A 12,733-nucleotide genomic window follows, 5' to 3' on the forward strand; every position below is an offset into this window, starting at 1 on the left:
GTTCCTGAGCGGGGCCCAGGCCCAGGGTTATTCCCAAGACATTTCAGCGCAGGGCCGCCCTGCTTTGCTGCACCATAGAGGGCTTGGCAGGCCGCCCGCCCATGCCTTGGCCCCGCAGGCGCCGCCAGACAGATACACCCCCATGTAGCCAACAGGATTTCCCATGAAGCTGATTGATTCCATCGTGGCCGAAGCGGCCAGCATCGCCCAGATCCGCAAAGACATCCATGCCCACCCGGAGCTGTGCTTTGAAGAAGTGCGCACGGCCGATCTGGTGGCAGCCAAGCTGACGGAATGGGGCATTCCTATCCACCGTGGCCTGGGCACCACCGGCGTGGTCGGCATCGTGCACGGCAAGGACGGCGGCGCCAGCGGCCAGGCCGTGGGCCTGCGCGCCGATATCGATGCGCTGCCAATGCAGGAGTCCAACACCTTCGAACACGCCAGCCGCCATGCCGGCAAGATGCACGCCTGCGGCCATGACGGCCACACTGCGATGCTGCTGGCCGCTGCCAAGCACTTCTCCAAGTTCCGCGATTTTGACGGCACCGTCTACCTGATCTTCCAACCCGCCGAAGAAGGCGGTGGCGGCGCGCGCGAGATGATCAAGGACGGCCTGTTCGAGAAATTCCCGATGCAGGCCGTGTTCGGCATGCACAACTGGCCCGGCATGGCCGCTGGCAACATGGCTGTCAGCCCCGGCCCGGTCATGGCCTCCAGCAACGACTTCAAGATCACCATCACCGGCAAGGGCGGCCACGGCGCGATGCCGCACATGGGCAATGACCCCGTGCCGATCGCCTGCCAGATCGTGACCGCCTTCCAGACCATCATCACCCGCAACAAGAAGCCGCTCGATACCGGCGTGATCTCCGTGACCATGATCCACGGCGGCGAAGCCAACAACGTGATCCCCGACCGCGTGGAGCTGCAAGGCACGGTGCGCACCTTCCGCACCGAAGTGCTGGACCTGATCGAATCGCGCATGCGCCAGGTGGCCGAAGGCTGCTGCGCAATGAACAACGCGCAGTGCGACTTCTACTTCAACCGCAACTACCCCGCCACCGTCAACAGCGTCCCCGAAGCCGAGTTCGCCCGCCAGGTGATGATCGACATCATCGGTGCCGATAAAGTGAAAGCGCAAGAGCCCACCATGGGCGCCGAAGACTTCTCCTTCATGCTCGAAGCCAAGCCCGGCGCCTACTGCTTCATCGCCAACGGCGAAGGCGACCACCGCGCCATCGGCCACGGCGGCGGCCCCTGCACCCTGCACAACCCCAGCTACGACTTCAACGACGACCTGATCCCCCTGGGCGCCACCTACTGGGTAGAGCTGGCCACCAAGTGGCTGGCCCAAGCGAAGAAATAAGAAGCGAAACCAGCGAATCAAAAGCAAAAAGCGCCCGAGGACACCCCGGGCGCTTTACTTTTTGCATTGAAAATTTGACCAACCGCTGAACCCGCCCAACCAAAAGCGGTAGCAAGAAGCGCAGCATTCAACCAAGCGGTATGCCGGAGCGGGCCAAAGAAGCAAGCGCAGCGCCCACCCCACCACCCCAACGCCGAGATAGGGCCTGAGACGAGGCGCGCAGGCGCAGACAGTACGCCTGTACGGCAAGCCTGCGCAACGAAGGATCAGGCCCTATATCGGCGCCCCCGCACGATTAACAGCCCACTGCCAGCAAATAAAACAATCTAAACAAGGCGCGCAGGCGCAGACAGCACGCCTGTACGGCAAGCCTGCGCAACGAAGGATCAGGCCCTATATCGGCGCGTCCGCACGATCGACAGCCCAAACCTCCAAACAACAAACAAAACTCAACATCCCAGCTGATCAGCAAGATCGAGAAGATTCAGACAGTGGTAGGTATTGTTGGGTTGGGGGGCCACATCTTTGGGCTGGTTGGCCCCATATTCATGGGGTCTTTGGACATAAGCCGTCCGCAACCCACACCCCCGAGCCGCCGCCAAATCACTATGATGCGCAGCCACCAGCATCACGGCAGCAGCCTCCACCCCAAAAACATCCGCCACACCAAGGTAAGCCCGGGGATCCGGCTTGTAAGCCTGAAAAACCTCCGCCGACAAAACACAATCCCAAGGCAGCCCCGCGTTCTTGGCCATGTAGGTCAGCAAGGCAATATTGCCGTTGGACAGCGGCGTAATGACAAAGCGGCTTTTGAGCCGCTGCAGGCCGGCAACAGCGTCCGGCCAGGGCGCCAGCCGGTGCCAGACCCGGTTCAGCTCGGCACGCTCGGCCTCGGGCATGTCCTCCAGCCCAAACTGCGGCAGGATGCCGTCCAGAATGCGGCGGTGCAGCGCATCCATGCGCGTCCAGCCCAGTTGGCCCTGGCGCACCAGGTCCATCGCCGGCTGGTAGCCCTTGCGCCAGGCCAAGGCAAAGGCGTCGCCATCCACCTGGGGATAGCGCTCGGCCATCTCGCGCTGGATGCTGCCGTGCCAGTCCACCACGGTGCCAAACACGTCAAAAGCCAAGATCTGGGGAAGCGCAGCAGCCATGGGGGTTCCTTGCAAAAAAACAGGGCCCAGCATGCGCCAGCAGGGGCGGTCGCCCTATCGCGCAGGTGTCAGCCCAGGGAATCTGCTATAGCGCAGGCACAAAAAAAGCGCGATGTCTAGGACATCGCGCTTGGTGACTTAACTTTTTTAAACCGAATGGTTAACCAACTGGCGCTTCGATTTTAACGCGATTCGACAATTTTTAACTAATCTAATTGGATATTGTTGCTTTTTATCACAGGGCCCAACTTATTACGCTCTGTGACGAGGAATTTCTCCATCTCGCTGCGGCTCGTCGGCGTCACCTCGAGCCCCATGTCTTCGAGGCGCTTGACCACAGCCGGGTCCTTCAAAGTGGCCTGTAACTGTTCGCTCAGACGGTTGACACGGTCTTCCGGCGTGGCCTTGGGGACCACCAGGCCCTGCCAGGCATAGGCCTCAAAGCCCTTCACACCCTGCTCATCCAGGGTGGGAACGTCTGGAAACACCTTGGAGCGCTGCGGTGTCGCAATGCCGATGGCGCGCAGCTTGCCCGCCTGGATGTTCTGGAAACCGGCCACCGAGTCGACAAACATGAAGGGCACCTGGCCGCCCAGCACATCCTGCACGGCGGGCGCTGCGCCCTTGTACGGCACATGTACCAGGCTCAGCTTGGCCTGCTCCTTGAAAATCTCGGTCGCCAGGTGGTGGGGCGAGCCGGCGCCGGGCGTTGCATAGCTGACGCCGCCTTGCTGCGCCTTGGCCCAGGCCGTGAACTCGGCCAGGTTCTTGATCGGCAGCTTGGGGTTGACGACCAAGATCAGCGGAAAGCGCACCAGCATGCCGACCGGCGCAAAGTCCTTTTCGGCGTTGTAGCTGAGTTTTTGGTACAGAAAGGCGTTGGCCGCCAGGGTGCCGGTGTCGCCGGTCAGCAAGGTGTAGCCATCGGGCTTGGCGCGCGCGGCGTAGTCGGCACCGATATTGGTGGCCGCGCCGGGCTTGTTGAGGATGATGATGGACTGGCCCAGGGCCTTGGCCATCGGCTCGGCCACCACGCGGGCGACCACATCAGAGCCGCCGCCCGCCGCATAGGGCACGACCCATTCAATGGGACGCTCGGGGTAGGCGGCCTGGCTCAGCGCCGGCAAGGCCAGCGCGGCGGCAGCCAGCAGCTGGCGCAGGGAAAAAGGGGTGGGCATGGGTTGTCTCCTGTTGGTAATCTTTGTTGTCTCTGTGGGGCCCCTAGCCGGGCGCCCGCCTAGGGGCGCCCAGCTACAGGCGCCGGGCTGGGGCCTGGTGGCATTGTCCACCTGCCCCCGGCCCCTGACCTGTCGCTTAAAGCGTGCGCGCCGGCAGCATCTGGCCTTCGCAGATGCCAAAGCCGATGCGGGCCGCGCCGGGCCGCTCGCACCAGCCGCGCAGCACCACGGCGTCGCCATCTTCCAGCCAGGTGCGGGTTTCGCCATTGGGGAGGGTCAGCGGCTGCTTGCCGCCAACGGTCAGCTCGATCAGCGCAGCGGCCTGGTCCAGGCTGGGGCCGGACAAGGTGCCGGTGCCCAGCAGGTCGCCGGGCTGCAGGTTGCAGCCGTTGATGGTGTGGTGGGCCACCAGCTGCGCCACCGTCCAGTAGGCATGGCGGTAGTTGGACTGGGTGATCTGCACGGCCTTTTCACCGGCAGCACGCATCTGGGAGGTCTGCAGGTCCACGGCCAGCGCGATGTCGAAGGCGCCGGCATCGCGGTTGTGGGCGCTGTCCATATAGGGCAGCGGCTGCGGATCGCCTTCGGGGCGGGCAAAGGCCACGCGGTAAGGCGCCAGCGCCTCCAGGGTCACGACCCAGGGGGAGAGGGTCGAGGCAAAGTTCTTCGACAGAAACGGGCCCAGCGGCTGGTATTCCCAGGGCTGGATGTCGCGCGCCGACCAGTCATTGAGCAGGCAGAGGCCAAACACATGGTCCTCGGCCTCGCCGATGCTGACGGGCTCGCCCAGCGCATTGGACTGGCCCACGAAGATGCCCATTTCCAGCTCGATGTCCATGCGCGCGCTGGCCTTGACCGTTGGCACTGCTGCATCGGGCGCCTTGGTCTGGCCCACCGGGCGCTTGAACGGCGTGCCCGAGACCACGATGCTCGACGAGCGGCCGTGGTAGCCAATGGGCACCCACTGGTAGTTGGGCAGCAGGGGGTTGTCCGGGCGGAACTGCTTGCCGATGTTGGTGGCGTGGTGGATGGAGGTGTAGAAGTCGGTGTAGTCGCCGATCCGCGCCGGCAGGTTGTAGGCGGCCTGCGCCTGCGGCACCAGGAAACCCTGCCACTGCGCCTGCTCGGCCGCGCCCACGCGCAGACCACGCGACAGCGCCAGGCGCAGCGCGCTCCAGGCTTTCGGGCCCAGCGCCATCAGGGCGTTGAGCGATTCCTGCGCGCCCGCCTCGGCTGCGCGTTGCGCATCACCGCTCAGGCTGCCGCTGGCGGCCAGCGCCTGCAGGTCGACAATCTGGTCGCCAATGGCGACGCCACCACGCCAGGCGTCCTGGCTGCCTTGGCGGCGAAAGCTGGCAAAGGGCAGGTTCTGCAGCGGGAAATCGCTGCCAGCGGCCTGGGCGCTGCTGACCCAGCTTTGCAGTGCGGGGTCATGGGTTTCGTTGAGCAGGGTCATGCGGGATGTCTCCAAGTGGGGGAATCGCCTCAGGCTTTGCGCTGGGGCTTGAAATGCTTTTGCAGCCCTTGCCAGCAGCGGTAGTACTCGTGCTGGAGCTGCACCGTCTCCAGCGCATAGGCGGTGGGTTGGATGACGGCCGGGGTCTCGAACATGAAGGCCATCGTGTTGTCGATGTAGTGCGGCTTGTGCGTGTCGGCCTTGCTGGCTTTGTCGAAGGTGTCGGCATCGGGCCCGTGGCCGCTCATGCAGTTGTGCAGGGAGGCGCCACCGGGCACAAAGCCCTCGGCCTTGGCGTCGTAGGCGCCTTCGATCAGGCCCATGAACTCGCTGGCGAAATTGCGGTGGAACCAGGGCGGACGGAAGGTGTCCTGCGCCACCAGCACGCGCGGTGGGAAGATGACAAAGTCCAGCGCATCCACGCCAGGCAGTGAGGTGGGCGATTGCAGCACCAGAAAGATCGACGGATCGGGGTGGTCGTAGCTGATCGAGCCGATGGTGTTGAAGCGGCGCAGATCGTATTTGTAGGGCGCGTAGTTGCCATGCCAGGCCACCACATCCAGGGGCGAATGGCCAATGCGCGCCGACCAGAAGTGGCCGCGCAGCTTGGCCACCAGCTCAAAGTCGCCCTCCTTGTCCTCATAGGCAGCGACCGGCGTCTGAAAATCACGCGGATTGGCCAGGCCGTTGGAGCCGATCACGCCCAGGTCGGGCAGCTTGAGCAACTCGCCGTAGTTCTCGCAGACATAGCCGCGTGCGCTGCCGTCCAGCAAGGTCACCGCAAAGCGCACGCCCCGGGGTACTACGCAGATCTCCTGCGGCTCCACCTCCAACGTGCCCAGCTCGGTGGCAATCTGCAGGCGCCCTTGCTGGGGCACGATCAGCAGCTCGCCATCGGCGTTGTAGAAGTAGCGGCCTTCCATGCTGCGGTTGGCCGCATACAGGTGGATGCCGCAGGCGGCATTGCCAGCCATGCTGACCATGCCCTGCAGAAAATCGCAGGGCGCATCGGGCGGCGGCAGCGGATCCCAGCGCAGCTGGTTGGGGGGCGTGGGCACCTCGTCGAAACCGCCGGTGGCATGACTTTTCCAGCGCGGCAGCGCCAGCGGCGCAAAGGGCTCATGCATGGCGCCGGGCCGGATGCGGTAGAGCCAGCTGCGGCGGTTGCTGTGGCGCGGCGCGGTAAAGGCCGTGCCCGACAGCTGCTCGGCATACAGGCCCAACGGCGCCACCTGCGGCGAGTTGCGGCCGACCGGCAAGGCACCCGGCTCGGCCTCGGTTGCCCATTCATTGGCAAAACCTGTCATATAGTGCCGGGGCTCGGCGCTCAAACTGCTCATGCTTGTCTCCTGTCAGTCATTCTGGGGGGCAGCTGCGCAGGCCCGGGGACCTGGCGGCTAGGGTAAACACTTGACGCTGTCTTGACTTGGGCGCTTCCGCAAAGCGGGGCTCCGTGACATAGTCGCGGTAGCTGCTTTCCCAGCCAGCATCGATACAAAACCAAGGAGACGCGTTGAACACGCCGCTGGACCGTACCTATACCCACCGCCTGCATGCGCTGGCCAAGATCACCGACCGCACCACCCAGATGGTGTACGAGGAGGAGGTGGGCATACCTATCAGCGAGGCCCGCTGCCTGGCAGCGATTGGCGCGTTCCATCCCCTGTCGGTCAATGACCTGGCGATGCGCGCCAACCTGAACAAGGCCCAGGCCAGCCGCTCCACCCAGGCCCTGGTCGAGCAGGGCATGGTGCTCAAGCAGGCCAGCGAGGTGGATGGGCGCGGCGTGGTGCTCAGCCTCACACCCAAGGGCTGTGCCTGCTGGGAGAAGGTGATGGTGGTGATCGCCCGCCGCAACGAAGAAATCCTCTCGGCCCTGACCATTGACGAGCGCGAGCAGCTCAGTGTGCTGCTGGACCGCTTGCTGCAGCACGCGCGCCAGACCAGCCTGCCCGAATAGCGGCACCCTGCGGCCCGCATGGCTGCATGCATGGCGCAGCAGTGGCTTGCGCCACCGCTGGCAGGCATGCAGCCTGGCGCTCATGCAGCGGCCTCCGGCTCAGCCACGGCATCGGTCTGCGCCTGGTAGAGCGAGGCCACATTCTGGTCAATCGCGCCAAACAGGCTGTTGCCGTCCTTGCCCTTCATCTCGATGCGCACCGTGTCGCCAAACTGCATGAAGCCGGTTTGGCTCTTGCTTTTTTGCAGCGCTTCCATGCTGCGCTTTTCAGCGATGCAGCCATAGCCCTTGGGCCAGTCCATGCGGCCATGCTTTTCGGCGCCGCTGTTGCTGACGGTGCCGCTGCCCAGCACGGTGCCGGCGCGCAGGTTACGCGTCTTGGCCGCATGGGCGATCAGCTGGCCAAAGTGAAAGCCCATTTCCGGGCCCGCATCGCACATGCCGACCTTGCGGCCGTTCCAGCTGGTCTGCAAGGCCAGGTGCACCTTGCCGCCCCGCCAGGCATCGCCCAGCTCATCGGGCGTGATGGCCACCGGGCTGAAGGCCGTCACCGGCTTGCTCTGCACCAGGCCGGCGCTCTTGTCGCGCTCGGCCGCTTCCAGCTGGCGCAGGCTGACCGGATTGGCCAGCATCAGCAGGCGCACGCTGTCCAGCGCATCTTCGGGGCTGCTGTCCTGCTTCACATCGCCGGTGATGACGGCCAGCTCGGCGGAGAAATCAATGCCCATGGCCTCGCTGGCCACGACGATGTCATCGTTGGGGCCGATGAAGGCGTCGCTGGCGCCCTGGTGGAGCAAGGGGTCGGTCTTCAGCGCAGCGGGCAGGTCCTCGCCCGGTGCCTGGCGCAGCAAGGCCACATGGCTCAGGTAGGCCGCCCCGCTCAACCACTGGTAAGCGCGTGGCAGCGGTGCCATGCACTGGGCGGGGTTGAAGTCAAAGCTGTGGCGGGCGCGGTCGGCATTGAGCGCGTCGTACAGGTCCTGCAGCTGGGGGGCATAGAAATACCAGTCGTCGAGCACCTGCTGGAGGCGGTGCGCAATCCCGGAGGCGTAGTGGGCCGTACGCAGGTCGCGCGACACGACGACCAACTGGCCGTCGCGCGATCCGTCTTTATAGCTTGCAAGCTTCATACCGGTGTCTCACAGTCAAACATGCCTCTATCGTGCCAGATTGGCCCCGGGCTGGGCGCTTGCCACGCTGCTTGCGCCTATCGCAATGCACGCCTTGCAGCGTGAAATTACGATTAGTGAAATGCATTCCTTTATTTAGAATACCTTAAACTAGCGCCATGGACAAGGATCGTGCAGGCATTCAGTCGGTGGAGGTGGGATTTGCGCTGTTGCAGGCGCTGGTGGAGGCCCGTGGCCCGCTGGCGCTCAAAGACCTGGCGCATGCCGCTGCGATGCCGGCAGCCAAGGCCCACCGCTACCTGGTCAGCTACCAGCGCAGCGGCCTGGTCAAGCAGGACGCGGCCACCTCGCGCTATGACCTGGGCCCGATGGCCTTGCAGCTGGGGCTGGCGGCGCTGCGCCGCAGCGATGCGGTGCGGCTGGCGCGCGAGCGCATGCCCGACTGGCTGGAGCGCCTGGACCATACCGTGGCGCTGGCCGTCTGGGGCAACCATGGCGCAACCATCGTGCACTGGGAAGAACCACCGCACGGCACCACCGGCCACCTGCGTCTGGGCGATGTGATGCCCCTGCTCTCGTCCGCCACTGGGCGCTGCTTTGGCGCCTGGCTGCCCGCCGCCCGCACGGAGCCCGCGCTGGAGCGCGAACTGGCGCAGGCACGCCTGGCCGGGCGCAGCGACCTGCCCCAAACTGCCGCCGACGCCCACCAGCTGTTCGCCCAGGTACGCAGCCAGGGCACCGCCTGCGTGGTCGATACCTTGCTACCCAGCGTGGTGGCGCTGTGCGCCCCGGTCTTTGATGCGCGGGGCCAGCTGGTGCTGGGCATCACCAGCCTGGGCACGCAAGCGACCTTTGACCCCACCCCCGATGGCGCCATGGCCCAGGGCCTGCAGGCCATCGCCGCGCAGCTCTCCCACGAACTGGGCTACAGCCCCGCAGAACCCCGCCTGCAGCGCTAATCCAGCGGACCTGTGGGCCTGCGCAGCAGGCACTACACTGAGCGTCTCATGCGCCAACGCCCCCTGATCCTGCTGACTTTTGCCGTGCTGGCCGCCCACGGGCTGCTGCTGGCCTGGCCCGGGGTGCAGGAGGCCATCAGAAAGGCGCGCATCACCGGCAGCACCCCGAACGAGCTGCGCTTTGAGGTGCGCCAGATCAGCCCCCCGCCCCCGGTGGCCGCGCCGTCGGCACCCGCACCGGCCTCCAGGCCCAGCCTAGCGCAATCGGCCCCCATCCCCCCCCGGCCCCAGGTCCAGGCCCAGAAAGCACCGCCAAAACAGGCGCCGGCCAGTCGCGCCAGTGTGGGCCCGGTGGCCCAAAAGGTGGCAGCCAACCCTAGCGCGCCCGCCGCCGAAACTGCGCCGCCGGAAGAAAGCCCTGCAGCGCCCGCCGCGCCTTCGGCTCTCGACCAGCTGCTCGCATCGGGCGACGCCAGCGCCGCGCCCACGCCCATCCCCGGCTCCGCGGCCGATCTGCAACCGCTTAACAATGTCGCCGGCCAGGGCGATGCCGGCGCCACGCCCGCCCCGGCCGCCGCTGAGGCCAAGGCCGACACGGAGGCGCCCAGTGCCAGCGAACCTGCCCCGCCGATCGGCATTGGCAGCCCCGGCTATGCCGGCCCGATGCCGGCGATCAAGCTGCCGCCTTCGGCGCGGCTGCAGTTCCAGGCTAAAGGCTCGGCCAAGGGCTTCCAGTATTCGGCCAAGGCGCAGCTGAGCTTCAAGACCGATGGCCAGCGCTACCAGGCGGAGCAGGAGGTATCGGCCTTTTTGATGGGCAGCCGCAGCCAGACCAGCAGCGGCCAGATTACGCCCCATGGCCTGGCACCCCAGCGCTTTGTGGACAAGGCGCGCAAAGAGCGCAGCGCCGAGCTGGATGCCTCGGCGGGCCGCATCCGCTACAGCGATGGCGACGAGCCCCAGGCCGTCAGCGCCGGCGTGCAGGACCGGCTGTCGATCTTTTTGCAGCTGTCGAGCATGGTGGCGGCCAACCCCGAGCGCTATGCGCCGGGCAGCACGGTGGCGATCAATGTGACCAGCGCGCGCAGCACGGAGGTATGGACCTTTGTCGTCGACGCCAAGGAGACCCTGGATTTGCCCGCCGGCCCCACGGAAGCGCTGCGCCTGACGCGCCAGCCCCGCAAAGACCAGGACCAGACCGCCCACCTCTGGCTGGCCCCGTCAATGCAGTACCTGCCGGTGCGCATCCGGCTGTCCCAGTCCAATGGCGATTTTGCAGATCTGCAGCTGCAGGCCGCCACGGTGGACAGCCCACCTTGACGGCGGTTCCGCCCAGCCTTGTACGACAAAGCCTGCGCGATACGTCCCCGATTTGCGACGTTTGGCTGTAAAAACAGCGCGAATGGCCTGGAATGCCATCAAAACCTGCTACAACGGACGTGTGGACGCAGACTTGCAATGCTGCAAACTGCCACCACCTGCACTTCACAAGGAGGAACATCATGCAAATGATTTACGACTCGGACTCTTTTGTGGTGTTGCACCTGACGCCAGAGCTGCCCCTGTCCAATGATGGTGCTTCCGTCACCACCCCCACCATCACCGAACCCCTGCGCCATCTGCAGCGCCAGGGTTTTGAAATTGTGGACAAGCGCAGCGGCAAGGAGCTGTACCTGGATGGCGCCTGGGCAGAAATGTTCCACCAGCAAATCCAGGCCTGGCAAGCCAATGCACCGACCGAAGAAGAAGTCGAGGCGACGTTGGACCGCTATACCGGCCTCGCTCAACAACCGGTGATCGTGCATTAAACCCCTGCACCTCTCCCCCAACCCATCCCAGCTGTTTGCGTGCCCTCCAGGCGCAAACAGCTTTTTTTTGCCCAAGCTGGTCAGCGCCCCTTGACTTAGAGTGCGCTCTAACTTTGACAATGCCTGCATGGAACCACCCCTCAGCATTGAAGAAGCAGCGCAACGCACCGGGCTGAGCGCCCACACCTTGCGCTATTACGAACGCATTGGCCTGATTGCCGCCGTCACGCGCGCAGCCGGCGGCCAACGCCGCTATGCCGCCGCCGACCTGGCCTGGCTCGCCTTTCTGACCCGGCTGCGCACCACCCGCATGTCCATCCAGAAGATGCGCGTGTTTGCCCAGCTGCGCAGCAGCGGCGATGCCACCGTGCCCGCACGGCGCCAGATGCTGCAGACGCATCTGGCCGAGGTGCAGGCCGACATCAGCGCCATGCAGCAAGCCGCCCAGGCGCTGCAAGACAAGATTGCCCACTATCAGGCACTGGAAGACGCGGCCTCTGCGCCCACCCACAAAAACAACACGCCCAAGAAGGAGTCGAACCATGGCTGAAACCACCCGCTACCAACAAGGCCTGGACAAGCTGCGCGAGATCGATGGCCACGCCGGCGAACAGGTGGTGGCCAGCCTGGCCGGTATCGCGCCTGACTTTGCGGATTACCTGATCGAATTCCCCTTCGGCGACATCTACAGCCGCCCCGGGCTGGACCTCAAAAGCCGCGAGATTGCCACAGTGGCCGCCCTCACAGCCCTGGGCCATGCCGCACCGCAGCTCAAGGTGCATATCCAGGCGGCCTTGAATGTGGGCTGCAGCCAGGAAGAAGTGGTGGAGACCATCATGCAGATGGCCGTGTATGCGGGCTTTCCGGCAGCGCTCAATGGCCTGTTTGTAGCCAAGGAGGTGTTTGCGCAGCGCCCGGCCGATGGCGTCTGATCAGCGGAAGAACCCCGACGGCGTCTGGCCAAACTGGCGCTTGAACATCGTGGCAAAGGCGCCCGGGCTGTCATAGCCCAGCGCCAGCGCGACGTCGATCACCTTCTGGCCCTGGGCCAGCCGCTCCAGCGCCTGCAGCAGCCGGGCCTGCTGGCGCCAGCGGGCAAAGCCCATGCCGGTATCGCGCAGAAAGAGGCGCTGCAAGGTCTTGGGATCTACCTCGAAATAACGCGCCCAGTCGGCCAACGTGGCCTGGTCCTCGGGCTTGCGCTGGATATGGCTGCAGATGCGCTGCAGGCGCGGGTCGGCGGGGCTGGGCAGGTGCATGGGCAGGACGGGCAGCACCTGCAGTTCGTCGAGCAGCAGCCGCATCAGGCGGCCATCGCGTGAATCAACCTCGTAGGGGATGTCGATCTGCATGGCCGCATGGATCAGCTCGCGCAGCAGCGGCGAGATGCCCACCACCTGGGCCTGCTCGGCCAGGCCGGGGGCAGCATGGGGGCGCACAAACAGGCTGCGCATGCGCACCTCGCCAATATGGCGCACCTGGTGCTCGGTGCCGGCCGGCATCCAGATGCCACGGGTGGGCGGCACGATCCACTGCCCGCCTTCCGACGCGACCAGCATCACGCCATGCACCGCATGGATGAGCTGGTGGTGGAAAGGATGGCGGTGCGTGCCGGTGCTGCTGCCCGGCGCATAGTCGGTGGCATGGCAGGCGATGGGCACGGGGCTGCGCTCCATCTCCTCCAGGGTCTGGAAGTAGTAAGGCATCAAATGTCCGTTTCGC

13 protein-coding genes are annotated in these 12,733 nt (G+C 65.3%); 7 read left to right on the forward strand and 6 right to left on the reverse strand.

Annotation, left to right across the window (positions count from 1 at the left end; all coding sequences use genetic code 11):
• Window positions 1-163 precede the first annotated feature (163 nt).
• Complete coding sequence (locus tag EDF71_RS03210) at window positions 164-1,369, forward strand: M20 aminoacylase family protein (RefSeq protein WP_133855185.1); 1,206 nt, start codon at window positions 164-166, stop codon at window positions 1,367-1,369.
• Between the two features lie 449 nt (window positions 1,370-1,818).
• On the opposite strand, the gene EDF71_RS03215 is transcribed toward EDF71_RS03210, so the two are convergent.
• From EDF71_RS03215 to hmgA, 4 genes are all read right to left on the reverse strand, one after another.
• Window positions 1,819-2,520 (reverse strand): haloacid dehalogenase type II, encoded by a 702-nt coding sequence (locus EDF71_RS03215; RefSeq protein ID WP_133855186.1) that lies wholly within the window; start codon window positions 2,518-2,520, stop codon window positions 1,819-1,821.
• A 206-nt stretch (window positions 2,521-2,726) separates the two neighbouring features.
• Complete coding sequence (locus EDF71_RS03220) at window positions 2,727-3,698, reverse strand: tripartite tricarboxylate transporter substrate binding protein (protein ID WP_133855187.1); 972 nt, start codon at window positions 3,696-3,698, stop codon at window positions 2,727-2,729.
• Window positions 3,699-3,834: 136 nt separating this feature from the next.
• The gene (gene fahA / locus EDF71_RS03225; RefSeq protein ID WP_133855188.1) at window positions 3,835-5,154 is read right to left on the reverse strand and encodes a fumarylacetoacetase; all 1,320 of its coding nucleotides are present in this window, start codon (window positions 5,152-5,154) and stop codon (window positions 3,835-3,837) included.
• Window positions 5,155-5,183: 29 nt separating this feature from the next.
• Window positions 5,184-6,494: a homogentisate 1,2-dioxygenase gene (gene hmgA, locus EDF71_RS03230; RefSeq protein WP_133855189.1), complete on the reverse strand. Its 1,311-nt coding sequence runs from the start codon at window positions 6,492-6,494 to the stop codon at window positions 5,184-5,186.
• Between the two features lie 173 nt (window positions 6,495-6,667).
• Here hmgA and EDF71_RS03235 point away from each other — a divergent pair, with 173 nt between their 5' ends.
• Entirely contained in the window at window positions 6,668-7,114 is a 447-nt protein-coding gene (locus EDF71_RS03235; RefSeq protein ID WP_133855190.1) for a MarR family winged helix-turn-helix transcriptional regulator, read from the forward strand.
• A gap of 80 nt (window positions 7,115-7,194) precedes the next feature.
• Here EDF71_RS03235 and EDF71_RS03240 read toward each other — a convergent pair whose 3' ends face one another.
• Window positions 7,195-8,244, reverse strand: coding sequence for a fumarylacetoacetate hydrolase family protein (locus EDF71_RS03240; protein ID WP_133855191.1), 1,050 nt, complete (start codon window positions 8,242-8,244; stop codon window positions 7,195-7,197).
• Window positions 8,245-8,402: 158 nt separating this feature from the next.
• Here EDF71_RS03240 and EDF71_RS03245 point away from each other — a divergent pair, with 158 nt between their 5' ends.
• From EDF71_RS03245 to EDF71_RS03265, 5 genes are all read left to right on the forward strand, one after another.
• A complete protein-coding gene (locus EDF71_RS03245; RefSeq protein ID WP_133855192.1) occupies window positions 8,403-9,203 on the forward strand; it encodes an IclR family transcriptional regulator in 801 nt (266 codons plus the stop codon).
• Between the two features lie 48 nt (window positions 9,204-9,251).
• The gene (locus tag EDF71_RS03250; RefSeq protein ID WP_133855193.1) at window positions 9,252-10,523 is read left to right on the forward strand and encodes a DUF3108 domain-containing protein; all 1,272 of its coding nucleotides are present in this window, start codon (window positions 9,252-9,254) and stop codon (window positions 10,521-10,523) included.
• A 182-nt stretch (window positions 10,524-10,705) separates the two neighbouring features.
• Window positions 10,706-11,011, forward strand: coding sequence for a DUF3567 domain-containing protein (locus EDF71_RS03255; RefSeq protein WP_133855194.1), 306 nt, complete (start codon window positions 10,706-10,708; stop codon window positions 11,009-11,011).
• A 127-nt stretch (window positions 11,012-11,138) separates the two neighbouring features.
• Window positions 11,139-11,561 carry a MerR family transcriptional regulator gene (locus EDF71_RS03260; RefSeq protein WP_133855195.1) on the forward strand — a complete coding sequence of 141 codons (423 nt, stop codon included), beginning with the start codon at window positions 11,139-11,141 and terminating at the stop codon, window positions 11,559-11,561.
• A complete protein-coding gene (locus EDF71_RS03265) occupies window positions 11,554-11,943 on the forward strand; it encodes a carboxymuconolactone decarboxylase family protein (protein ID WP_133855196.1) in 390 nt (129 codons plus the stop codon). Before EDF71_RS03260 ends, EDF71_RS03265 begins: the two co-directional genes overlap by 8 nt.
• Here the strand turns inward: EDF71_RS03265 and EDF71_RS03270 are convergent, their stop codons facing one another.
• Window positions 11,944-12,717, reverse strand: coding sequence for a helix-turn-helix transcriptional regulator (locus tag EDF71_RS03270; RefSeq protein WP_133855197.1), 774 nt, complete (start codon window positions 12,715-12,717; stop codon window positions 11,944-11,946).
• Window positions 12,718-12,733 lie beyond the last annotated feature (16 nt).

This window comes from Comamonas sp. JUb58 (assembly GCF_004364775.1).
Taxonomy (GTDB): Bacteria; Pseudomonadota; Gammaproteobacteria; order Burkholderiales; family Burkholderiaceae_C; genus Comamonas.